This window comes from Streptomyces sp. NPDC104313 (genome assembly GCF_055583985.1).
The window spans coordinates 550420-571635 of record NZ_JBVJMW010000001.1 but is presented as its reverse complement, the minus strand read 5'-3'; the positions used below and the strand labels follow the sequence as shown (position 1 = coordinate 571635).

General features: G+C 71.9%; 23 protein-coding genes and 1 pseudogene. 7 read left to right on the top strand and 17 right to left on the bottom strand.

The annotated features are described in order from the left end of the window. Positions 1–64: 64 nt before the first annotated feature. The 4 genes and pseudogenes from ACZ60Q_RS02575 to ACZ60Q_RS02560 form a co-directional block, all read left to right on the top strand. Entirely contained in the window at positions 65–1084 is a 1020-nt protein-coding gene (locus ACZ60Q_RS02575; protein WP_469627987.1) for an NADP-dependent oxidoreductase, read from the top strand. Between the two features lie 100 nt (positions 1085–1184). Next, positions 1185–1613: an organic hydroperoxide resistance protein gene (locus ACZ60Q_RS02570; protein WP_469627237.1), complete on the top strand. Its 429-nt coding sequence runs from the start codon at positions 1185–1187 to the stop codon at positions 1611–1613. 147 nt (positions 1614–1760) lie between these two features. Further along, positions 1761–2570, top strand: a complete 810-nt coding sequence (locus tag ACZ60Q_RS02565; protein WP_469627234.1) for an EI24 domain-containing protein — start codon at positions 1761–1763, stop codon at positions 2568–2570. After that, positions 2567–2659, top strand: a pseudogene (locus tag ACZ60Q_RS02560) (LysE family translocator); the annotation flags it as partial. The gene ACZ60Q_RS02565 and the pseudogene ACZ60Q_RS02560, both read left to right, overlap by 4 nt. A 79-nt stretch (positions 2660–2738) precedes the next feature. On the opposite strand, the gene ACZ60Q_RS02555 reads toward ACZ60Q_RS02560, so the two are convergent. Next, entirely contained in the window at positions 2739–3650 is a 912-nt protein-coding gene (locus ACZ60Q_RS02555; RefSeq protein WP_469627231.1) for an SGNH/GDSL hydrolase family protein, read from the bottom strand. Positions 3651–4050: 400 nt separating this feature from the next. Between ACZ60Q_RS02555 and ACZ60Q_RS02550 the strand changes: the two genes are divergently transcribed. After that, positions 4051–4545, top strand: coding sequence for a DUF3145 domain-containing protein (locus ACZ60Q_RS02550; RefSeq protein ID WP_469627228.1), 495 nt, complete (start codon positions 4051–4053; stop codon positions 4543–4545). A 162-nt stretch (positions 4546–4707) separates the two neighbouring features. Here ACZ60Q_RS02550 and fabF read toward each other — a convergent pair whose 3' ends face one another. The 5 genes from fabF to ACZ60Q_RS02525 all read right to left on the bottom strand — a co-directional run bounded on the left by fabF (position 4708) and on the right by ACZ60Q_RS02525 (position 9603). Further along, positions 4708–5970 (bottom strand): beta-ketoacyl-ACP synthase II, encoded by a 1263-nt coding sequence (gene fabF, locus ACZ60Q_RS02545; protein WP_469627225.1) that lies wholly within the window; start codon positions 5968–5970, stop codon positions 4708–4710. A 76-nt stretch (positions 5971–6046) separates the two neighbouring features. After that, the gene (locus ACZ60Q_RS02540) at positions 6047–6295 is read right to left on the bottom strand and encodes an acyl carrier protein (RefSeq protein ID WP_266733232.1); all 249 of its coding nucleotides are present in this window, start codon (positions 6293–6295) and stop codon (positions 6047–6049) included. Positions 6296–6358: 63 nt separating this feature from the next. Next, a complete protein-coding gene (locus tag ACZ60Q_RS02535; RefSeq protein ID WP_469627222.1) occupies positions 6359–7390 on the bottom strand; it encodes a beta-ketoacyl-ACP synthase 3 in 1032 nt (343 codons plus the stop codon). 9 nt (positions 7391–7399) lie between these two features. Continuing rightward, positions 7400–8314 carry an ACP S-malonyltransferase gene (locus ACZ60Q_RS02530; protein ID WP_469627219.1) on the bottom strand — a complete coding sequence of 305 codons (915 nt, stop codon included), beginning with the start codon at positions 8312–8314 and terminating at the stop codon, positions 7400–7402. Between the two features lie 89 nt (positions 8315–8403). Then, positions 8404–9603, bottom strand: a complete 1200-nt coding sequence (locus ACZ60Q_RS02525) for a PucR family transcriptional regulator (RefSeq protein WP_469627215.1) — start codon at positions 9601–9603, stop codon at positions 8404–8406. 182 nt (positions 9604–9785) lie between these two features. Here ACZ60Q_RS02525 and ACZ60Q_RS02520 point away from each other — a divergent pair, with 182 nt between their 5' ends. After that, positions 9786–10445, top strand: coding sequence for a pirin family protein (locus tag ACZ60Q_RS02520; RefSeq protein WP_469627212.1), 660 nt, complete (start codon positions 9786–9788; stop codon positions 10443–10445). A gap of 15 nt (positions 10446–10460) precedes the next feature. On the opposite strand, the gene ACZ60Q_RS02515 is transcribed toward ACZ60Q_RS02520, so the two are convergent. From ACZ60Q_RS02515 to ACZ60Q_RS02495, 5 genes are all read right to left on the bottom strand, one after another. Beyond that, positions 10461–11174, bottom strand: a complete 714-nt coding sequence (locus ACZ60Q_RS02515) for a DinB family protein (RefSeq protein ID WP_469627210.1) — start codon at positions 11172–11174, stop codon at positions 10461–10463. 117 nt (positions 11175–11291) lie between these two features. After that, positions 11292–11699, bottom strand: a complete 408-nt coding sequence (locus ACZ60Q_RS02510) for a hypothetical protein (protein WP_469627208.1) — start codon at positions 11697–11699, stop codon at positions 11292–11294. A 134-nt stretch (positions 11700–11833) separates the two neighbouring features. After that, positions 11834–13252, bottom strand: a complete 1419-nt coding sequence (locus ACZ60Q_RS02505; protein ID WP_469627205.1) for an MFS transporter — start codon at positions 13250–13252, stop codon at positions 11834–11836. A 176-nt stretch (positions 13253–13428) separates the two neighbouring features. Beyond that, positions 13429–13698 (bottom strand): DUF397 domain-containing protein, encoded by a 270-nt coding sequence (locus ACZ60Q_RS02500; RefSeq protein WP_469627202.1) that lies wholly within the window; start codon positions 13696–13698, stop codon positions 13429–13431. Beyond that, positions 13682–14506 carry a helix-turn-helix domain-containing protein gene (locus ACZ60Q_RS02495; RefSeq protein ID WP_469627200.1) on the bottom strand — a complete coding sequence of 275 codons (825 nt, stop codon included), beginning with the start codon at positions 14504–14506 and terminating at the stop codon, positions 13682–13684. Before ACZ60Q_RS02495 ends, ACZ60Q_RS02500 begins: the two co-directional genes overlap by 17 nt. Before the next feature lie 82 nt (positions 14507–14588). On the opposite strand from ACZ60Q_RS02495, the gene ACZ60Q_RS02490 reads away from it, so the two are divergent. Further along, the gene (locus tag ACZ60Q_RS02490) at positions 14589–15062 is read left to right on the top strand and encodes an ATP-binding protein (protein WP_469627198.1); all 474 of its coding nucleotides are present in this window, start codon (positions 14589–14591) and stop codon (positions 15060–15062) included. Here the strand turns inward: ACZ60Q_RS02490 and ACZ60Q_RS02485 are convergent. The 6 genes from ACZ60Q_RS02485 to ACZ60Q_RS02460 form a co-directional block, all read right to left on the bottom strand. After that, on the bottom strand, positions 15031–15843 hold the full coding sequence (locus tag ACZ60Q_RS02485; protein WP_469627195.1) for a serine hydrolase domain-containing protein: 813 nt from the start codon (positions 15841–15843) through the stop codon (positions 15031–15033). The genes ACZ60Q_RS02490 and ACZ60Q_RS02485 overlap by 32 nt on opposite strands. A gap of 74 nt (positions 15844–15917) precedes the next feature. Further along, complete coding sequence (locus ACZ60Q_RS02480) at positions 15918–17135, bottom strand: glycerate kinase family protein (RefSeq protein WP_469627193.1); 1218 nt, start codon at positions 17133–17135, stop codon at positions 15918–15920. After that, the gene (locus tag ACZ60Q_RS02475) at positions 17132–18565 is read right to left on the bottom strand and encodes an SLC13 family permease (RefSeq protein ID WP_469627190.1); all 1434 of its coding nucleotides are present in this window, start codon (positions 18563–18565) and stop codon (positions 17132–17134) included. The genes ACZ60Q_RS02480 and ACZ60Q_RS02475 overlap by 4 nt, the downstream gene beginning before the upstream one ends. A 260-nt stretch (positions 18566–18825) precedes the next feature. Next, positions 18826–19485, bottom strand: coding sequence for a response regulator transcription factor (locus tag ACZ60Q_RS02470; RefSeq protein WP_469627188.1), 660 nt, complete (start codon positions 19483–19485; stop codon positions 18826–18828). Next, positions 19482–20906, bottom strand: coding sequence for a sensor histidine kinase (locus ACZ60Q_RS02465; RefSeq protein ID WP_469627185.1), 1425 nt, complete (start codon positions 20904–20906; stop codon positions 19482–19484). The genes ACZ60Q_RS02470 and ACZ60Q_RS02465 overlap by 4 nt, the downstream gene beginning before the upstream one ends. Beyond that, on the bottom strand, positions 20896–21210 hold the full coding sequence (locus ACZ60Q_RS02460) for a small hydrophilic protein (protein WP_469627182.1): 315 nt from the start codon (positions 21208–21210) through the stop codon (positions 20896–20898). Before ACZ60Q_RS02460 ends, ACZ60Q_RS02465 begins: the two co-directional genes overlap by 11 nt. Positions 21211–21216 lie beyond the last annotated feature (6 nt).

Below are 21216 nucleotides of genomic sequence, written 5' to 3'. Positions count from 1 at the left end.
AAAGCTTTTTATGCCATCGGGCACAAAAGCACACCCCCCCGTAGGACATTGAGGAGAACCCGCGCTGATGTCAGCACTTCCCACCTCCAGCCGTGAATGGCACCTGGTCGCCCGCCCGCACGGCTGGCCCAAGGCCGAGGACTTCGCGCTGCGCGAGGCCGAGGTAGCCGCTCCGGCCGAGGGCCGCGTCCTCGTCCGCAACAAGTACTTCTCGGTCGACCCCTACATGCGCGGCCGGATGAACGACGTGAAGTCCTACACCCCTCCGTTCGAGCTCGACCAGCCCATGGACGGCGGTGCGGTCGGCGAGGTCATCGCCTCGAACGCCGAGGGCTTCGCCGTCGGCGACCACGTCCTGCACGGCCTCGGCTGGCGCGAGATCACCGATGTGCCGGCGAAGCACGCGGTCAAGGTCGACCCCGACCTCGCCCCGCTCTCCGCCTACCTCGGCGTGCTCGGCATGACCGGACTCACCGCCTACGCGGGCCTGTTCGACGTCGCCTCCTTCAAGGAGGGCGACACGGTCTTCGTCTCCGGCGCGGCCGGCGCCGTCGGCAGCCAGGTCGGCCAGATGGCGAAGCTCAAGGGCGCCTCCCGGGTCATCGGCTCCGCGGGCTCCGACGAGAAGGTCAAGCTCCTCGTCGAGGAGTACGGCTTCGACGCCGCGTTCAACTACAAGGACGGGCCCGTCCGCGACCAGCTCGAAGAAGCCGCCCCCGACGGCATCGACGTCTACTTCGACAACGTCGGCGGCGAGCACCTGGAAGCCGCGATCTCCTCGTTCAACGTCCACGGCCGCGCCACCATCTGCGGAATGATCGCCCAGTACAACGCGACCGAGCCGACCCCCGGCCCGAACAACATGGCGCTGATCATCGGCAAGCGGCTGCGCCTGACGGGCATGCTCGTCACCGACCACGCCGACCTCCAGCCGCGGTTCGTCCAGGAGGTCGCCGGCTGGCTGGCCTCGGGCGAGCTGAAGTACCGGGAGACGGTGGTCGAGGGCATCGAGCAGGGCTACGACGCCTTCGTGGGACTGCTGCGCGGTGAGAACACCGGGAAGATGATCGTCTCCCTGGTCTGACCGCTCCCTGCCGGTCACGGTCACGCGTTAGGCTCGGCCGCAGGCCGTCGCGATCCGTGGGTGCGAGTCGCGGCGCACCAACAGGAGGAATCCTCACACCATGACCATCCAGAAGATCGACGTCGCCTACACCGCCGTCGCCACCGCCGAGAACGGCCGCGACGGACGGGTCTCCTCCGACGACGGTCGGCTCGATGTCGTCGTCAACCCGCCGACGGCCATGGGCGGCAGTGGCGCGGGCACCAACCCCGAGCAGCTCTTCGCGGCCGGCTACAGCGCCTGCTTCCAGGGCGCGCTGGGCGTCGTCGCCCGCCAGGAGAAGGCCGACATCTCCGGCTCGACCGTGACCGCCTCGGTCTCGATCGGCAAGACGGAGGCCGGTGGCTTCGGCCTGAAGGTCGCGATCAGCGCCTCCATCCCGAACGTCGACGCCGCCACCGCGCAGGCGCTCATCGAGAAGGCCCACCAGGTCTGCCCGTACTCGAACGCCACCCGCGGCAACATCGACGTCGCGCTCTCGGTCGCCTGACCGCAGCACCGCAGCACCGCAGCACCGCAGCACCGCAGCACCGCAGCACCGCAGCACCGCCGCCGTCGAAGGCAGCACCACGCGAGGACCGTACCCACGCCGGGGTGCGGTCCTCGCGGCTTTCCGTACGCCAGTACGCTGACGCCCATGAGTGATCTCGGGGCGGGTTTCGGCTACTTGATGAAGGGGCAACGCTGGGTTGCCCAACACGGACGATGGTTCGGTTTCGGGCTGCTGCCCGGACTCGTCACCCTCGTCGTCTACGCCGGAGCTCTGATCGGACTCGGCTACGGAGCCGACGACTTCGTCGGCTGGGCGACCCCGTTCGCCGACGACTGGTCCTCGCCCTGGCAGGGACTCCTGCGCACCGGGCTGACCGCTCTCGTCTTCGTCTTCGGCCTGTTCCTCGCGGTCATCACCTTCACCGCCGTCACCCTCCTGGTCGGCCAGCCCTTCTACGAGTCGCTCTCCGAGGAGACCGACCGCAGCGAGGGCGGCGACGTCCCCGAGTCCGGACTGCCGCTCTGGCGGGAACTGTGGATCTCCGCCCGCGACTCCGCGCGCATCCTGGTGCGCGTCGCCCTGTACGGGATCATCCTCTTCGCCTGCGGTTTCCTTCCCGTCATCGGGCAGACCGTGGTCCCCGCGATCGGCTTCTGCGTCTCCGGCTACTTCCTGGCCGAGGAGTTGACCGCCGTCGCCCTCCAGCGCCGGGGCATGGTCCTCAAGGACCGCCTCGCCCTGCTGCGCGGACGCCGGATGCTGGTCCTCGGCTTCGGCGTCCCGCTGACCCTGGCCTTCCTCATCCCGGTGGTCGCGGTGTTCCTGATGCCGGGAGCCGTCGCCGGGGCCACCCTCCTCGCCCGCGACCTGGTGGGCCCGGACGCGGCGTCGGACCCGGGCCCCGGCACCGCCGACAGCGGTGACACACCGGCCCCCCGGGCCTGGACCGCATGACCGAACCGCCGACGGTCGCCGCCATCACCGTCCTCGCGGTCATCCCGCCGGGCGCCGACTTCGCCATGGCCCGGCGCGACAGCGATCTGTAGGCGCACCACCGGCGCCCGTCCGCGCAAGCGCCGAAGTCTTCCGTGCGCGTCACCGTCTCCGCCCTGGTGATCACGGTCACCGAGGCTGCGCGGTCGGCTCCGGGGCCGTGATGTTGCGGTAGGCGATCTCCGCCAGCCGGGCCTGGCCGTCGCGGCTCGGGTGGAACCAGTCCCACTGGCTGAGCTGCGTCCCGGTGAAGCGGAAGTCGAACACCGCCCCGCCGTCGTACCGGCAGTACCGGTCCTTCGCGCACACGTCCCGCAGCACCCCGTTGTACGCGACCACCCGCTCCCGCACCGCGTCGCGCCGGGCCACGGCCGCCGGACCCAGATCGTCCGCGTCGGCCAGCATCGACTGACAGATCCCGAGCTGCCAGATCTTCTTGCCCAGCTCGTTCACCCGCCCCGTCGACCAGAGCCGCTTCAGGTCGGGCACGCTGGAGACGTACACCTGCGCCTTCGGGGCCCCGGCCCGCAGCTGCCGCATCGACGCCTCGAACGACGCCCGGAAGTCCGCCACCGGCGTCATCAGCCGCACCGAGTCCCGGCACGCGTCGTTCGCGCCCGTCATCACCGTCACCAGCTCCGGCCGCTCCTTCGCCGCCAGCGCCATCTGCTCGGGCAACTGCACCATCCGGGACCCCGACACCGCGTGGTTCCAGCTGCGGTCCGCCGCCCCGGACGGGCCGAGCAGCCGGACCGCGAGACTGCGCACCGCGTCGTCCGACCCGGTCGCCCACGACACCTCGGGACAGTCGGCCAGCACCGAACACGCGTCGAAGCCCCGGGTGATCGAGTCCCCGACCGCCGCGACCGATCCGGGCCGCGGGTTCCAGTCGGGTGTGGGGGAGGGGGTAGGCGAGGCACCACGCGTGGCCGCGGGCGCGTTCCGCGACACGCCGCCCTCCGTCCCGTCCGCGCCGCACCCGGCCAGCGCGGCGACGCCGACGCACGAGAGCGCCGTCAGCACAGCGGCGGTGGTACGCATACGAGGGCGTGTCGTACGCTCCGGCATCACTCGGATCCCCTCCGGTCAACCCTTGGCTCATGCCTCTGGACATGCTTCTGGCAAGCACACGATCCCCAGGTCGGGGCTGTGCGCGCCCTGCCGGGTGAAAGCCGGCGAATCAGGGGCCCGAGACCGACGGTACGTCACACGGACGGCCCCGGCGCACGGTAGCTTTTCCCCGTCGGACCAGTGGCGTCCCGCCCGCGCGCGCCCACACGGGCGGCTCCGGTACATTACGTCACGTCACATACTGTCCCTTTTCAGGAGATAAACTCCCGATGCTGTTTACTGATGACAACCTCGGGAGCCGGCCGGAAAGAGGCGGTACGGGCGCGAGGCCGCTGGGGAAGGCGTACCTCGTCCCACACGGGAGGTTCCGGTGACGACACGTGGAGTCCTGTACGTTCACTCCGCACCGCGCGCGCTGTGCCCACATGTCGAGTGGGCAGTGGCGGGCGTCCTCGGTGTGCGGGTCCAGCTGGACTGGATCAGACAGCCGGCCGCCCCCGGCACCTGGCGGTCCGAGTTCTCCTGGAAGGGCCGTGCCGGCACCGCCTCGCAGCTCGCCTCCGCCCTGCGCGGCTGGGACCTGCTGCGCTTCGAGGTGACCGCCGAGCCCTGCCCCACCGCCGAGGGCGAGCGCTACAGCTCCACCCCCGGCCTCGGCATCTTCCACGCCGTCACCGGCATGCACGGCGACATCCTGATCCCCGAGGACCGGCTGCGGGCCGCGCTGGCCCGATCGGTGCGCGGCGAGAGCGACCTGGCGGCCGAGATCGCCTCGCTCCTGGGCAAGCCCTGGGACGACGAGCTGGAGTCCTTCCGCCACGCGGGCGAGGGCGCTCCGGTCCGCTGGCTCCACCAGGTGGTCTGAGCCGCTCCGCGACCCCTCACCCAGCGGCGAGAGGTGGCGGATCAAGCCCCTCCGGCGATCGAGGAGCTGGGGTCCGGGGCGGGGCCCCGGAAGAACGGTGAAGCCCGCCTCCCGGACGAACGGGAAGCGGGCTTCAGCCGTACAGCGCCGGACGGCCCGGTGTCAGACGGACCGGAACGCCAGCACCACGTTGTGCCCGCCGAATCCGAACGAGTTGTTGATCGCCGCGACCGGCCCCTCGGGCAGCACCCGCGGCTCACCGCGCACGATGTCCGCGTCGATCCCCTCGTCGAGCTCGTCGATGTTGATGGTCGGCGGAGCGATACGGTGGTGCAGCGCCAGGACCGTCGCCACGGTCTCGATGCCGCCCGCGCCACCCAGCAGGTGACCCGTCATCGACTTCGTCGCGGAGATCGCGACATGGTCGAGGTCCTCGCCCAGCACCTTGCGCAGCGCCTTGATCTCGGCGAGGTCGCCCTGCGGCGTCGAGGTGGCGTGCGCGTTGAGGTGGACCACCTCGGACGGCTTGAGGTCGCTGGTGTCCAGCAGGTGCTGCATCGCGGCGGCGATGCCCCGGCCGGTGGGCTCGGGCTGCGCGATGTGGTGGGCATCGGCCGACAGGCCCTGGCCCAGCACCTCGCAGTAGACCTTCGCGCAGCGCTTGGCGGCGTGCTCGGCGGACTCCAGGATGACGACGCCCGCACCCTCGCCGAGGACGAAGCCGTCCCGGCCGGTGTCGTACGGACGTGAGGCCTTCTCGGGCTCGTCGTTGCTCTTGGACATCGCCATCATGTTGGCGAACGCGGCGATCGGCAGCGGGTGGATCGCCGCCTCGGTGCCGCCGGCGACGACCACGTCGGCACGGCCGGTACGGATCATCTCCACGGCGTAGCCGATCGCCTCGGCGCCCGAGGCGCAGGCGGAGACGGGCGTGTGGACACCGGCCCGGGCGTTGACCTCCAGGCCGACGTTGGCCGCCGGGCCGTTGGGCATGAGCATGGGAACGGTGTGCGGGGAGACGCGGCGTACGCCCTTCTCCTTCAGCACGTCGTACTGGTCGAGCAGGGTGATCACGCCGCCGATGCCGGAGGCGATGACCGTGCCCAGGCGCTCGGGGACGATGCTCTCGTCCTCGCCCGCCTTGGCGGTGAACCCCGCGTCCGCCCAGGCCTCGCGGGCCGCGATCAGCGCGAACTGCGCCGAGCGGTCCAGCTTGCGGGCCAGCGGGCGGGGAAGGACGTCGCCCGGGTCGACGGCCGCGAGGGCGGCGATCCGGACGGGCAGTTCGGCGAAGCGCTCGCCTTCGAGAGGCCTGACGCCGGACCGGCCGGCCATCAGACCTTCCCAGGTCGATGCGGAGTCGCCACCCAGCGGAGTGGTTGCGCCGATACCGGTGACGACCACGGTGCGATTGGTCGAGTTCACTGGAAAATCTTCTCCACGTGTAGAGGGTCGTGAATCAGCGGCGCCACCGCCGGGTGGCGACACAGCCGGGCTGGGATCAGCCCTGGTGCTTCAGGATGTACTCGGCGGCGTCGCCGACCGTCTTGAGGTTCTTGACGTCTTCGTCGGGGATCTTGACGTCGAAGCGCTCTTCGGCGGCGACGACGACCTCGACCATGGACAGCGAGTCGACGTCGAGGTCGTCGGTGAAGGACTTGTCCAGCTGGACGTCCTCGACCGGGATACCGGCGATCTCGTTGACGATCTCGGCGAGACCCTTGACGATCTCTTCCTGCGTGGCGGCCATCTTGGCGCTCCTTCGGTGGGTTTCTTCGGTGTTCATACGTACGGACCCAAAGGTCCGGTGTGCCTAGGGGAGGGTAACGACCGTCGCGGCGTAGACGAGACCCGCCCCGAAGCCGATGACGAGCGCGGTGTCGCCGCTCTTCGCCTGACCGGTCGCCAGGAGCCGCTCCATCGCGAGCGGAATCGAGGCGGCGGACGTGTTGCCGGTGGACTCGACATCACGGGCGACCGTGACGTGCTCCGGCAGCTTCAGGGTCTTCACCATCGAGTCGATGATCCGCATGTTGGCCTGGTGCGGAATGAAGACGTCCAGGTCTTCCGGGGCGATCCCGGCCGCGTCCAGCGCCTGCTGGGCGACCTTCGCCATCTCGAAGACGGCCCAGCGGAAGACCGCCTGGCCCTCCTGTGTGATGGCCGGGAACTTGATCTCGCCCTTCGAGTCGAGCGGCAGCTTGGAGACATCGCCGATGTGCAGGTCGTTCCAGGCCACCGTCTGCTTGATGGTCTCGGACTTGTCGCCCTCGGAGCCCCACACGGTCGGACCGATGGCCGGCTCCTGGGCGGGGCCGACGACGACGGCGCCCGCGCCGTCACCGAACAGGAAGGCCGTCGCGCGGTCCTCCAGGTCGGTCAGGTCGCTGAGCCGCTCCACGCCGATCACCAGGACGTACTCCGCGGAGCCCTCGACGACCATGCCCTTGGCGAGGGTGAGGCCGTAGCCGAAGCCCGCGCAGCCGGCCGAGATGTCGAAGGCGGCGGGCTTGCCCGCGCCGATCCTGTGGGCGATCTCGGTCGCGACGGCCGGGGTCTGCTTGAAGTGCGAGACGGTCGAGACGACGACCGCGCCGATCTGCTCGGGGTCGATGCCCGAGGCGGCGATGGCCTTGCCGGACGCCTCGATCGACATCGCGGCCACGGTCTCCTCATCGGAGGCCCAGTGGCGGGTGACGATGCCGGAGCGGGAGCGGATCCACTCGTCGGACGAGTCGATCGTCTCGAGGATCACCTCGTTCGGCACGACCCGGGTCGGGCGGTAGCCGCCGACCCCGAGGATCCGTGCGTACGGGGCGCCCTTGCTGGGCTTGATCTTCGACATGCTCGCTCCTTAGGCGCCTGCGTGCTCGGAAATGAGCGCGCGGGCCGTGTCGAGGTCGTCGGGGGTCTTGAGCGCGAGTGTCTTCACACCGGGCAGCGCGCGCTTGGCGAGCCCGGTCAGTGTGCCGCCGGGGCTCAACTCGACGAGTGCGGTGACGCCCAGCGACTGGAAGGTCTCCATGCACAGGTCCCAGCGGACCGGGTTGGCGACCTGCCCGACCAGCCGGGCGATGACCTCGGTGCCGGTGGCCACGGTATGGCCGTCGGCGTTGGAAACGTAGCGCACGGCCGGGTCGGAGACCGTGAGGTCGCCGACCGCCGCGCGCAGCTTCTCCACGGCCGGGGCCATGTGGTGCGTGTGGAACGCGCCGGCCACCTTCAGCGCGACGACCCGGCGCACGCCCTCGGGCTTGTCGGCCTCCAGGGCGGCGATCTGGGCGGCGGTGCCCGCGGCGACGATCTGGCCGCCGCCGTTGACGTTGGCCGGGGTCAGACCGAGCTTCTCCAGGTGCGGGACCGTCACGTCGGGGTCGCCGCCGAGGAGGGCCGCCATGCCCGTCTCGGTGGCCGCGGCGGCCTCGGCCATGCCGAGCCCCCGGGTGCGGACGAAGCGCAGCGCGGCCTCGTCGTCGATGACACCCGCGAGCGCGGCGGCGGTGATCTCACCGACGCTGTGGCCCGCGATGACGGACGGCGAGGCGTCCAGGGCGGCTGCCGAGAGCAGTCCGGCGGCGACCAGGAGCGGCTGGGCCACGGCGGTGTCGCGGATCTCGTCCGCGTCGCCGCGCGTGCCGAAGTGGGCGAGGTCGAGCCCGATGGCATCCGACCAGGCAGCGATGCGGTCGGCGGCACCGGGGAGGTCGAGCCAGGGGGTCAGGAAGCCGGGCGTCTGAGCGCCTTGGCCGGGAGCGACGAGTACGAGCACCCTCACACTCTCTCTTGTGAACGGCTCCGCACGCCCGTGGGGACAGGGACGAAGAACCGTCGGGGGAATTGTTGAAGTCCCACAAAAGTCTAGGACTGAGGATCCGCTGCGGCCAAGCGCCCCAGAATCAGGGCGATCCTCAGCGTGAACGCGGAGCGCACATCGGAAGGGGACCATCCGGTGACGTCGGTCACACGTCGTAGCCGGTAGCGCACGGTGTTGGGGTGCACGAACAGCATCCGGGCGGCGCCTTCGAGGCTGCTCGCCTGTTCCAGATAGACACTCAGAGTCTCCAGCAGCGCCGAACCGGCCTCTTCCAGCGGTCTGTAGATCTCCTCCACCAGCTGGTCCCGCGCGGCCGGGTCTCCGGCCATCGCCCGCTCCGGGAGGAGATCGTCCGCCAGGACCGGCCGGGGCGCGTCCTGCCACGCCGAGCACGCCTTCAGCCCGGCCGCCGCCGCCTGCGCGGACCGGGTCGCCGCCAGCAGGTCCGGCACCACCGGTCCCGCGACGACCGGCCCGGCGGCGTACGGTCCGATCAGGCCCTTCGCGACCTGGAGCGGGTTGTCGCTGCCGCCCGCGATGACGACGAGGCGGTTGCCCAGGACGCCGGTCAGGACCTGGAGTTTGGCGTGCCGGGCGGCACGCCGGATCGCCTCCACGGTCAGCTCGCTGTCCCCGTCGGGCGCGGTGCCGAGGATCACGCACACATGCTCGGGCGAGTTCCAGCCGAGCGCGGCGGCCCGGGACACGGCCCCCTCGTCGGCCTCGCCGGAGAGCACCGCGTTCACCACGAGGGATTCCAGCCGGGCGTCCCAGGCGCCCCGGGCCTCGGCGGCCTGGGCGTAGACCTGGGCGGTGGCGAAGGCGATCTCGCGCGCGTAGACGAGGAGGGCCTCCCGCAGCAGCGACTCGTCGCCGGGGGCGGCCACCTCCTCGATCGCGGCCTCCATGACCTCGATCGTGGTGCGGACCATCTCCACGGTCTGCCGCAGGGTGATGGCCCGGGTCAGTTCGCGCGGCGCGGTGCCGAACACATCGGTCGAGATGGCCTGCGGGGTCTCGGGATGCCGGAACCACTCGGTGAACGCGGCGATACCGGCCTGGGCGACCAGGCCGATCCAGGACCGGTTCTCCGGAGGCATCGCCCGGTACCACGGCAGCGATTCGTCCATGCGGGCAATCGCGTTCGCGGCCAGCCGGCCGGAGGACTGCTCCAGCCGTTTCAGGGTCGCGGCGTGCAGGTGGGCGTCGTGGGCGGGGGGCAGCTCAGGATCGGGTCGGGGCACGAGGACAAGACTGCCTTATCGGGCCGGTGGATCGGTGGGCCGGGGCGACCGTGCCCCGTACCGGCGGGTAGACGAACATCTGACGCAACCGTTCCCGCTCCCCGCGGCCGTACGGTGGGCGCCCCCCCGTCCGCTCCCGCCGCCCGGAGCCGCACGGCCGTTCCCCGGGCTACCGTGGCCGGGTGATTTCCGTGCACCGGTCCGATGACCGCTACCGGGGCGGGGACGAGGCCGCCGGGATCGTCACCCGGCACGCCCTCTCCTTCGGTCCCCACTACGACCCCGACAACCTCCGCTTCGGCCCGGTCCTGGCCTGCAACGAGGAACACCTCGTCCCCGGCGCGAGCTTCGAGGAACACCCGCACAGCCATACGGAGATCGTCACCTGGGTCGTCGAGGGGGAGCTGACCCACCGCGACTCGGCCGGCCACTCCACCGTCGTCCGCGCCGGGGACGTGGCCCACCTGAGCGCCGCCTCCGGGGTCCGCCACGTCGAACGCAACGACGGCACGGACCCGTTGGCCTTCCTCCAGATGTGGCTGACCCCCCTGGAGCCGGGTGGCGAACCCTCGTACACGGTCGTCCCCGGCATCGCCGACTCCACCCCGTACGCCCTGCCCGGCGCGGGCGCGACGCTTCATGTCCGCCGCCTGGCCGGGGGTGAGCGCACGGCGGTCCCGGACGCGGTGCGCCTGTACGTACATGTGGTGCGCGGCCGGGTCGCCCTGGACGGCGAGGAGTTGGGCCCCGGCGACGCCGCCCGGATCACCGGAGCGCGGCGCCTGGAGGCGGTCGCGGTGGCGGGGCCGGCGGAGCTGCTGGTGTGGGAGCTGGCGGGCTGAGGTCCCGGCGCCCGTCTACGAGGACCGGCCGGCCCGCCACAGGTCGCGGAGCAGCGCGATCTCGGCCATGTGGTGGATGAGCTCCAGATTGGCGTTGGCCAGCACGCTGATGTACGGGTCGTCGGGGTCGGAGCCGTACGGATACCGCGAGAGGCCGACCGTGTCGAGCTGCTCCTCGGTGAGGGTGGCGATGCTCGCGCGGTGGCGGTCGATCGTCTCCCGGAACCGGTCCAGCGCGAGGCGGGCGGACGGCGTGAAGTCGACCAGCAGACGCGGATCCCGCCGCCTCTCGCCGAAGGTCCACTCCCACCGGCCCGCGAAGTCGGAGTGCAGATGACCCAGCCGCCACGCGATGGTGGTGATCGGCACGATGTCGGGCTCCGGCTCACCGGTGAACGAGAGGACCTCCTCGACCCGTTCGGTGCTCACGCTCCAGTCCTCGGCGATCTTCACCACGGACATCCCGCCCGCCGCCTGCCGCGCGACCTCCGCGTACTCGCTCGCCGGGATCCGGGGCGCCCCCTTGTCGATGACCCACGCGCCGGGCCCGTACGCCCGTGGCGTCACTGCGTCCTCCCGGCGTCGGATCGACCAGGAGCCGGGGGCCGGCTCCCACAGGTACTCCTCGTCCCCGAGGCCCTTCAGCCGGACCTCGGCCATCTCCCGCGCCTGGTCGAACTGCTCGATCAGCAGGCCCAGTCGGCCGGTCCGCGGACTCTGATCGCTCATGCGTGGCTCCTCGTCGTCGCGCCCCGGCGGGTCCACGGCGTTCGGAGGGAAGCTAACGTCTCAACGGGCGGGGCGCTACCGTATTCCCGGGCGGCCGGTACCGGTCGGGAACAAGGGTCAGGCCTCGGCGCGCTTCTCCCGCTCGTCCGCGATCCGGTCCAGCTCGCGCATGGCCTGGGAGTGCCCGCTCATCCGCCGGCTCACACTGCCGGTCGTGAACAGCGCCGTTCCCACGAGCGATACGGGAAGGGAGAGCCCCAGGACGGCCAGCGCCTCGGGCCAGTCGCGTTCGTCCGCGCAGTAATCACCGCTCCATATGCCCTCGTTGGCCGTGCCGCCCTCCGTGAACAGGCGCGACGCGCACGCGTCGGTGTTGCCGTTGCGCTTTTCGACCTCGTAATCCGTCAGAAGGAGATTCGCGCACCAGCCCCACAGCAGGGCCGACAGGAGCAGCAGACCGGCCCCCCAGTCGCGCATACGGGTGGACCGCTCCCGGAATTCGAGGTCAAACTCGCGTGATCGCATGGCGGACGAATCTAGCAGCGCGTGATGAGGCTGATCCGCCTCACGGCAACATCCGGGTCAGCCACACCACTTCGCCGTTCTCCTCCAGGCAGACGTGGGCCCACTCTGCCCCACCGGTCCACCCCGCGAAGGTGTCAGGCGACGTCCTTGCGTGCGCGGACGGCCAGGACGGCGACCAGCAGCGTCGGTACGAGCAGGAGCGAGAAGGTGATCGCGTAGCCGCTCAGCCGGCTGGTCCCCGCGGCCAGCCCGGCGTTGAGCACGGCGGTGGCGAACGCCAGGACGACGACCTGCCCGAGGTTCATGTTGGTCTGCATCGCGCTGGTGGTGTGGCCCAGCCGGTCCGGTGCGCTGTGGGACAGCGACAGCACCGTGACGCAGGGATCGAGCATCCCCATCCCGATCGCCGCCAGCGGCATGGCCGCCATCGCGAGCAGCGGGGAGACCCCGGAGAAGCTGCCCGCCACGGCGAAGGCGACGGACGCCGCCATGATCAGGCCGCCGACCGTGACGAGCCGGTGCCGGGCGACGTCCTGGAGGAGCTTGCCCTGCGCCCACGACGCGACCGCCCACAGCACGGCGGAGGCGGTGAACGCCACGCCGACCGTCACCGCCGCCACCCGCCGCTCGGTGATCAGCATCAGCGGCACCAGCGCCTCGACGGTGAAGTAGGTACCGGAGGTCAGCCCGCGCAGCAGCACCGCGGTGGGCAGGCCCCGGGCGCTGCGCCAGGTGCCCTTCGGCAGCAGGCGGGGCGCGAAGACCACCAGGAGCGCTACGCCGACGACGACGAACAGCAAGTGGCGCACGTCCCATCCCGAGACGCCGTACTGGCCGAGCGCCGCGCCCAGACTGAGCATCCCCGCGACCACCAGCGGCGGCCGGGAAGCGCGTTCCCCGGCGGGCGGGAGGTCGGCGGGCGGGGCCTGGGCCCCATCGTCGGCGGGGGCCTTCCTCAACACGGCGACCAGGGCGATCGCGGGCAGTGCGGTCAGCACGGCCAGGCCGTAGAAGACCGTCCGCCAGGACCACACCTCGGCGACCACCCCGGCGACCGGCGGCCCGACCAGGGACGGGATGATCCAGCTCGCGCTCATCATCGCGAGCATCCTGGGCCGCAGATACTCCGGATACGACTGGCCGATGGCGGTCGTCACCGACACCGCCACCATCCCGGCCGCCAGACCGTCGACGAAGCGGCCGACCACCAACTGCCAGACCGAGACGCTGGACGCCGATACCAGCAGCGTCACCACGGAGAGGATCATGCCCAGGGCCAGCGGACGCCGGGCGCCCGAGCGGTCCGCCCAGTGCCCGCCCAGCACACCACCGAGCAGACTGGCCGCCACGAAGCTGCCCGCCACCAGGGGGAACAGGGACACCCCGTTCAGATCCTGCGCCGCCGTCGGCAGCGTCGGCACCACGGCCAGCGCGGCGAAGCCGGTCAGGAACATCACCGTGGCGAAGGTCAGGGTGGCCGCCGCGTACGGTCGGGAGAAGATGCCCGGCTCGGTGTCGCTCGGTGGGGGTCGGAGGGCCTGTTCCGCGGTCATCGATGTCCCGTTGACGTAGCTCGACACCCCGAGGCCTGGTCTGGACCACCCGGAGCCAGCGAGAAGCTATGCCAGGTGTCGATTCCCGGGCAACCGCATTTAGCGCGGTCGCGACGCGAAGCGGGGTGGTACGGGGACCAGTTGCCCGTACCACCCCGCTCCCGTTGACGGCTCCGTCAGCGCAGCCCGTCCACGAACGCCTGCCAGGCGGGGGCCCCGAGGACGATGGCGGGGCCGGTCGGATTCTTGCTGTCGCGGACGGGGACGGCCCCGCAGGGGGAGCCGACGGCGGTCTCGACGCAGCAGCCGCCGGTGCTGCCGCTGTACGAGGAGGTCCGCCAGGCCGCGCCGCCGGTCACGGCGCACTCGACGCAGTCGCCGCCGGTGGTGCCGCTGTAGCTGGACTTACGCCATTCCGCGCTCTTCAGGTCAGTGCTGGTCTGCATAACGTTCCTCCATCACGCGGCGGATCCGCGCCGCCGATTCCTCCACGGAGAGGGCGGCGGCCTGGAGGTGAGCGTATCGGAGCGAGCCCTCCCTGACTGTCTCAGGATTGGCTGTCATGTGGCCGGAGATGAGGTCCTCGGTGTAGACAATGTCCAGGTCGTCCTCGAAACGCAGGAGGTTGAATGAGCCATCCAGGCTCGCGTGTTCACCTGCCGTGAACGGCAGCACCTGAATCCGCATCCAGCGGTGTGCCGAGAAATCCAACAGCTTCTGGAGTTGGGCGCGCATCACGGCAGGGCCGCCGATCGTCCGGTACAGCACCGCCTCGTCCAGGATCGCCCAGGCCAGCGGCGGCTTCTCGCGCTCCAGGATGCGCTGGCGCTCCATGCGAGCCGCCACCAGCCTGTCCGGGTCGTCGGGCATTCCGGGGGCGAGCAGCGCCCGCGCGTACTCCTCCGTCTGCAACAGCCCGTAGACCACCTGCGCCTGGTACGTCGAGATGTACGCGGCCTTCGCCTCCATGTCCGCGTACGGCTGGAACCACGTGGGCAGCTGGCTCCGCAGCACCAGTCCCACCAGCCGTGAGAACGTCCCGTCCGTGCCCAGCGCCGCGTCCACGCGCTCCGAGAAGTCGCGGGTGGGGATCTTCTTCGTCGTCTCGACCTGGCCGATCAGCGAGCCCGTGCAGAAGATGATGGTGCCCAACTGCGGCTGCGTCAGGCCTTGGGCCTCGCGCTGGCGGCGCAACTCCCCGCCGTAGTAGGCGAGCGGGGAGGCGTCGGGATCGAGCGTCTGGATGTTGGCCACGGATGGACCTCCGGGTGCAACGCCTCGCGGCGTTCGTTTCGGTACGTAGCCGAGCGTAGCCAGTCCGTCGCAGCCTGGTGGCATGAACTACGTACTTGTCCCCCGGAGGGATCCCGGGGAGCCCGTCTACCGCGCCGACTTCGCCCTCGGCGCGCACTCCGCCCGGCATCTGCGGTGCGTCCTGCGGCTCTACCTCAAGGCCTGGGAGCTGCTGTTCCTCGCCGACGCGGCGGAGCTGGCCCTCACCGAGCTGATCGCCAACGTCGTGCGACACGTGCCCGATCGGCGCGGCAGGACCCTCATCTTCCGGCTGCCGCGCGGCGAGGGCGTACGCGTCGAGGTCGCGGACAGCAGCCCCGCCGTGCCCCTCGCCATCACGGGCGACCCCCTGGACGACGGGGGCCGGGGGCTCGTCCTGGTCGACGCCGTCACCGACGACTGGGGCATCGTGAAGCAGTGGGACGGCAGCGGGAAGACCGTCTGGTTCGAGTGCCTGACGCCGCCGGAGCTGGGCGGCAGCCGGTTCAGGACAGCTCGGCCAGAACCGCGTCCGTGAACGGCGTCCAGGCCTGTGCCGCCCACGGGCCGAAGGCGCGGTCGGTCAGCGTGACGCAGGCCGCGCCCGCCACCGGGTCGATCCAGAGGAACGTGCCCGACTGGCCGAAGTGCCCGAAGGTGGCGGGGGAGGAGGAGTCGCCCGTCCAGTGCGGGGACTTGGCGTCGCGGATCTCGAAGCCGAGGCCCCAGTCGTTCGGGCTCTGGTGGCCGTAGCCCGGCAGGACGCCCTTGAGGCCCGGGTGCACGACGCTCTGGGCCTCAAGAACCGTACGCGGGTCGAGGAGGCGGGGGGCCTGCACCTCGGCGGCGAAACGGACCAGGTCGGCCAGGGTGGAGACGCCGTCGCGGGCGGGGGAGCCGTCCAGCGTGGTCGAGGTCATCTCCAGGGGCTCCAGAACCGCCTGGCGCAGATACTCCGCGAACGGGATGCCGGACGCCTTGGCGATGTGGTCGCCCAGCACCTCGAAGCCGGCGTTGGAGTACAGGCGGCGGTTGCCGGGCGGGGCCGTCACCCGGTGCTCGTCGAAGGCGAGGCCACTGGTGTGGGCGAGGAGATGGCGCACCGTGGAGCCCTCGGGTCCGGCCGCCTCGTCCAGCTCGATGGCCCCCTCCTCGTACGCCACCAGCGCCGCGTAGGCCGCGAGCGGCTTGGTGACCGAGGCGAGGGGGAAGCGGTGGTCGGCCGGCCCGTGCGTGCCGAGGACCGTGCCGTCCGCCCGGACGACGGCCGCCGCCGCCGTCGTGACCGGCCAGGTGTCGATGATGCGCAGGCTCTCCATGGCTCCGAGCCTAACGGTCGCGCCTGCCACCGGGGCCCCGGCCCCGGGAGCCCCGGGGCTCCCGGGCGTACGCCTCACGCGGCCAGTGGCGCGAGCCGGGTGCCGAGCGCCATGATCCGCATCGCGCGCTCCGTGGCGTCGGCCAGGAACTCGCCGCTCCTGCCGATCGCCTCCACCAGCGTCATCGGCGCGGGCAGGATCGAGCTGTACGCGTCCACGCCCACCGCCCGCACGTCCTGCGCGCCCGGCCCGATGGTCCCGGCCAGCACCAGGACCGGCACCCCGGAGGCGTGAGCCCGCCGGGCGACCTCCGCCGGGATCTTCCCCCGTACGGTCTGGTGGTCGAGCGCCCCCTCCGCCGTGATCACGAAGTCGGCGCGGGCCAGGCGCGCGTCCAGGTCGAGGCCGTCGAGGAGGACGTCGTAACGGGGGAGCAGGCGGGCTCCCACGGCCGCGAGGCCGGCCCCCAGGCCGCCCGACGCACCCGTGCCGGGGGCCGTGCGCAGGTCGACCGGGACTCCGGTCGCCGGGGTGAAAGCCGGGGCGAGGTCCCGGGTGAGGACGGCGGCCAGCCGCTCCAGGCCCGCCGAGAGCAGCTCCACCTCCGCCGGGGTCGCCCCCTTCTGCGGCCCGAACACCCGGGCCACTCCGCGCTTCCCGCACAGCACGTTGTACGGGTTGCAGGCCACGAGCAGTTCGGTGCGGGCCAGCCTCGGGTCGAGGCCGGACGGGTCGATGCGCTCCAGCTCGTGCAACGCCCCGCCGCCCCGGCGCAGTTCATGGCCGTGCCGGTCGGTCAGCCGGGCCCCGAGCGCCTGGAGGGCGCCCGCGCCCCCGTCCGACGTACCGGAGTCACCGCAGCCGACGAGGATGCGCCGGGCCCCCGCGTCCAAGGCCGCCCGGATCAGCTCGCCGACGCCGTACGTGGTGGTCGCGCCCGGGTGGCGCAGGCCCGGCGGCACCAGGGCGAGGCCCGCGACGGCGGCCATCTCGACCACGGCGGTGAGCGGGCCGGTCGTCCTGCCGGGCGCGGGAACGCCGCCGCCCAGCAGCGCGAAGTGCGAGGCGACCGGCTCGCCCACCGGGCCCGTCGCGGTGACCGGGACCAGCCGGCCGCCGCCCGCCAGAGCCAGCGCCTCGGCCGTGCCCTCGCCGCCGTCCACCAGCGGGATGAGGTCGAGATCGGCGTCGGGGATCACGCGCCGTACGCCGACGGCGATGGCCTCGGCCACCCGGGCGGCCGAGAGGGACTCCTTGAAGCCACTGGGGGCGATGGCGATGCGGTGGGTCATGGCTGGGTCTCCAGAAGGACGGGCACGCCGAGCAGAGGCCAGACGGCGAGGGCGAAGGTGAGGACGAGGGCCGCGCTGAGCGGGGCGAGGAACGCGGACAGCCGCAGGAGGTCGCGCGGGGTGTAGGTCGGGGTGCCGGGCACATCAGCGAAGAGCGCGACCGGCTTGGCCGACGAGGGCAGCGTGTGGCAGAAGCCGGCGGCGGCCGTGGAGGCCAGCGCCGCCGTGACCGGGTTGACCCCGGCCCCGACCGCCGCCGCGACCACCAGCGGGACCAGCACGGAGGACCGGGCGGAGCGCGACTGGAGCGCCAGATGGGCGGCCGTGCTGACGACGACCACTCCGGTCAGGAACACCCAGGGGGGCGTGGACGCCCCCAGGGGTATCCAGCCCACCAGCCAGTCGGCCGCCCCCGAGTCGGAGAGGGCGACGCCCATCGCCATGGTGGCGGCCATGAACAGCAGCAGCGGCCAGGGAACCGTCCGCAGACCGTCCTTGAAGCGCACGGTCCCCAGCGCCGGAGAGGTCGCCACCAGCGCGCCGATGAGCGCGACCACGGCGGGCGACACCCCGTGCAGGGGTTCGCTGCACCACAGCAGGACGACCGTCGCCAGCAGGAGCAGGCACCGGGACTCCGCCGGGCTGAACGGGCCCTCGACGGCCGTCTCGGAGTGCTCCTGGATCTGCGCCGCCGTGATCGTGACAGGCCCCTTGCGGTCCGACCGCCGGGTCGTCGTCAACAGCACCAGCTCGGCGGCCAGATGGGAGGAGACGACCGCCAACGGCATCCCGACCACCAGCCATTGCACGAAGCTCAGCTGCTCACCGGTCTGCTCCCACAGCACCCCGACGGTGATCAGGTGCGCCCCCGCGCCGATCAGGGTCGCGACGGCCGACAGCAGGATGACCGTGGGGAAGAGCAGCGCCAGCATCACCACCAGACGGCCACGCTCACGCAGGGCGGCGGCCAGCGCCAGGAACACCGGGAGCGCGAGGGCGGCGCGCCCCGACGTGGCCGGCACGGCGAACGCGGTGACGACCAGTCCCGCCGTGGTCAGGTGCACCAGCTGGCGCACGGTCCTGGCCCCGCCGACCAGGAAGACGGCGGCCCGGCCGGCCAGACCGGTCCGGGTCACCGCCGCCGCCAGGACGAAGGCGCAGATCAGCAGCCACACCGTCTCGTCGCCCAGGGTGGCGAACAGGGTCTCGCTGCTGATCACCCCCGTGACCGTCAGCGCCAGGCCCGCGCCGAGCGCGATGTAGGCGTCGTCCACCGGAGTGGCGATCCAGGCGGCCGTGGCCAGGGCGAAGACGGCGAGGGAGAACCGGCCGTCGACGCTGAGGCCGGGGGCGGCGCCGGGGACGGCGAGGAGAGCGCAGAGCCCGAGGACGGCACAGAGGCCGACGGTCTGCCGGAGTGATAGAGGCACGCTGTACAGACTCCGGAGGCGGGGTGAGCGCCCGATGAGTGTCCGGTGAAGGCCTTTTCATCAAGTCCGCCGAGCGGATCGCACCCACCCGGGGCCCGGTCGAACCCCCCCAGGGCCAGGGGCGGGTCCGGGCGGCTCACACCTCGCGGCCCGGGGTGGCCCGCGACAGCGAACGGCCCCGCCCCGGGCACACGGGACGAGGCTGTCGATCGAGGGGCCGGGGTCGGGGTCGGGTCCGGGGTCGGGGCCGGGACCGGGGCTCAGGGCAGGCGGTAGCCCATGCCCCGGATCGTCTCCAGCCGCTCCGCGCCCAGCTTCCGGCGCAGCGCGCGCACGTAGACGTCCACGATGTTGGAGCCGGGGTCGAAGTCGTACCCCCACACATGGGACAGGATCTGCTCGCGGGAGAGCACCTGGCCGGGGTGGCGCAGGAACATCTCCAGGAGCACGAACTCGCGCGCCGTCAGATCCACCGTCCGCTCGCCCGCGCGGGCCCGCCGGGTCCGCAGGTCCAGGGCGAGGCTGCCGCTGCGCAACATGGTGACCTCGGGGGCGCGGGCGGCGGTGCGCTGCCGCAGCCGTACCCGGGCGAGCAGCTCCTCGAAGCGGAACGGCTTCGTCATCCAGTCGTCGGCCCCGCCCTCCAGCCCGGCCACCGTGTCCCGTACGGAGTCGCGTGCCGTGAGGACGATGACCGGCAGCGTGACGCGGGCCTCGCGCATCTCCCGCAGCACGGTGAAGCCGTCCCGACCCGGCAGGCCGATGTCGAGCACCATCAGGTCGAACCCGCCGGTCAGGGCGTGGCCCAGCGCCAGGTCCCCGTCCTCGGCGACGACCGTGGTGAAGCCGTTGGCGCGCAGCCCCTTCTGGACGAACGAGGCGATGCGCTCCTCGTCCTCGGCGATCAGGATGCGGTTCATGAGTCCTTCTCCAGCGTGAGTACGAAGGTGGCTCCGCCGCCTTCGGTCCGGCGTAGTTCGACGCGGCCGTGGTGGCCCTCCGCGATGGCCTTGACGATGGCGAGGCCGAGCCCCGCGCCGCTGGTACGGGTCCCGCGCCGGGACGTCCCCCGGCGGAACCGCTCGAAGATCACGCGGGCGTCCTCCGGCGGAATCCCGGGCCCGTGGTCGGCGACGTACAGTTCGACGAGGTCCGCCTCGGCCCGCGAGCCGATCCGGATGCGCTGGCCGGGCACGGTGTGCTGGACGGCGTTCTGCGCGAGCTGCACCATCGCCTGCGTCATCCGCTGCGGGTCCAGGCGCACTTCGAGGTCCGCGACGCCGTCGAGCTGCCACTCCCGGTCACCGAGGGTCCGCACCTTCACGAACACGTCGGCGGTCAGCTCCGCGAGCTGGACCGGTTCGGGGCGTACGAAGTCGGGGCGCTCGGCCCCCGCGAGCAGGAGCAGGTCCTCGACGATGCGGCTCATCCGGTCCAGCTCGTCCGTGACCAGCCGCACCGTCTCCTCCCGGTCCGCCGGATCGTCGCCCATCAGCTCCAGGTGGCCCCGGACGATGGTGATGGGGGTGCGCAGCTCGTGTCCGGCGTCGTCGACGAAGACCCGCTGCGAGGTGAACGCCCGCTCCAGCCGGTCGAGCATCGCGTTGAACGTCTCGGCGAGGGCCGCGATGTCGTCCCGGCCCTCCACGGGGATGCGGCGGGTGAGGTCCTGTTCGGTCAGCTCCGCCGCCGTCGTCCGGACGATCCGGACGGGCGCGAGGATGCGTCCGGCGACGGCCCACCCGATCCCGGTCGTCATCAGCAGCGCCACACCGGACAGGGCGAGCAGCGTCCAGAACGTCTTGTCGGCGACGGCCCGTTCGCGCTCCGGGTGGAAGGCGACGACGAACGCGCCGGGCAGCCCGCCCGCGGACGGTCCGATCTTGACCTTGGCCCAGCGCACCTCGCCCTGCGGGCGCTCCAGGGTCCCGAAGGAGTCCTTGGAGGCGTGGATCCGGCGGAGCGAGGCACGGTCCTGCCACAGGGCGGTCTCCGGGGGCAGTTCGCGGACCTGCCGGATGACGCCGGGGCGGTCCCCGGGCCGGCCGGTCAGGCCCAGCAGCTCCTCGTCGGGGTCCGCGTACTGCCGTTCCAGATAGACGCGGAGCAGCTTGTCCGTGGTGGCGAACCGGCCGCCGGTGTCGGGGTCCACCCCCTGCGGCACGAAGTTCGCGAACTCGCCGGTCTCCTGCGTGAGCAGCTGGCTGATGCGGTGGTCCACGTCCCGCTGGAGGATCGAACGCACGGTGACGGCGACCGCGCCCAGCGCGACCGCCATCACGACCAGCAACCACAGCAGGATCCGTACCCGGGCGGAAATCCTCGGAAGGCTAACCGTCATCACCGAAGTCGTCGTCATCGTCGTCGTCGGCCGCCGAGGGGCCCGGGACGACGGAGCTGTCCGCTGTACGGGTGGGGGAAGGCGTAGAAGGAGGAGTGGGGGAGCCGCTCGGCGCCGGGGCGTCGGTCGGTGACGTGACACCGCTCGTCGGCGGCGGTGTGCCGCGCGGACTCTCCTCCAGCTGGACGGAGGGAGGCACCTTCGGTGCTTCCGAGGTGTCGGTCATGGCATAGCTGGTGGCCGCTATGCCTAGGGGCACGGCGACGACGGCTGCCAGGGCCGCCAGACGAGGTGAGAAAGCCATGTATTC

Excerpts from the sequence above, each read along its gene's own strand:
- ACZ60Q_RS02570 (WP_469627237.1), top strand. The coding sequence starts at position 1,185 with ATGACCATCCAGAAGATCGACGTCGCCTACACCGCCGTCGCCACCGCC.
- ACZ60Q_RS02565 (WP_469627234.1), top strand. The coding sequence starts at position 1,761 with ATGAGTGATCTCGGGGCGGGTTTCGGCTACTTGATGAAGGGGCAACGC.
- ACZ60Q_RS02555 (WP_469627231.1), bottom strand. The coding sequence starts at position 3,650 with ATGCGTACCACCGCCGCTGTGCTGACGGCGCTCTCGTGCGTCGGCGTC.
- ACZ60Q_RS02540 (WP_266733232.1), bottom strand. The coding sequence starts at position 6,295 with ATGGCCGCCACGCAGGAAGAGATCGTCAAGGGTCTCGCCGAGATCGTC.
- ACZ60Q_RS02535 (WP_469627222.1), bottom strand. The coding sequence starts at position 7,390 with ATGTCGAAGATCAAGCCCAGCAAGGGCGCCCCGTACGCACGGATCCTC.
- ACZ60Q_RS02515 (WP_469627210.1), bottom strand. The coding sequence starts at position 11,174 with ATGAGCGATCAGAGTCCGCGGACCGGCCGACTGGGCCTGCTGATCGAG.
- ACZ60Q_RS02510 (WP_469627208.1), bottom strand. The coding sequence starts at position 11,699 with ATGCGATCACGCGAGTTTGACCTCGAATTCCGGGAGCGGTCCACCCGT.
- ACZ60Q_RS02505 (WP_469627205.1), bottom strand. The coding sequence starts at position 13,252 with ATGACCGCGGAACAGGCCCTCCGACCCCCACCGAGCGACACCGAGCCG.
- ACZ60Q_RS02500 (WP_469627202.1), bottom strand. The coding sequence starts at position 13,698 with ATGCAGACCAGCACTGACCTGAAGAGCGCGGAATGGCGTAAGTCCAGC.
- ACZ60Q_RS02490 (WP_469627198.1), top strand. The coding sequence starts at position 14,589 with ATGAACTACGTACTTGTCCCCCGGAGGGATCCCGGGGAGCCCGTCTAC.
- ACZ60Q_RS02485 (WP_469627195.1), bottom strand. The coding sequence starts at position 15,843 with ATGGAGAGCCTGCGCATCATCGACACCTGGCCGGTCACGACGGCGGCG.
- ACZ60Q_RS02480 (WP_469627193.1), bottom strand. The coding sequence starts at position 17,135 with ATGACCCACCGCATCGCCATCGCCCCCAGTGGCTTCAAGGAGTCCCTC.
- ACZ60Q_RS02470 (WP_469627188.1), bottom strand. The coding sequence starts at position 19,485 with ATGAACCGCATCCTGATCGCCGAGGACGAGGAGCGCATCGCCTCGTTC.
- ACZ60Q_RS02465 (WP_469627185.1), bottom strand. The coding sequence starts at position 20,906 with ATGACGGTTAGCCTTCCGAGGATTTCCGCCCGGGTACGGATCCTGCTG.
- ACZ60Q_RS02460 (WP_469627182.1), bottom strand. The coding sequence starts at position 21,210 with ATGGCTTTCTCACCTCGTCTGGCGGCCCTGGCAGCCGTCGTCGCCGTG.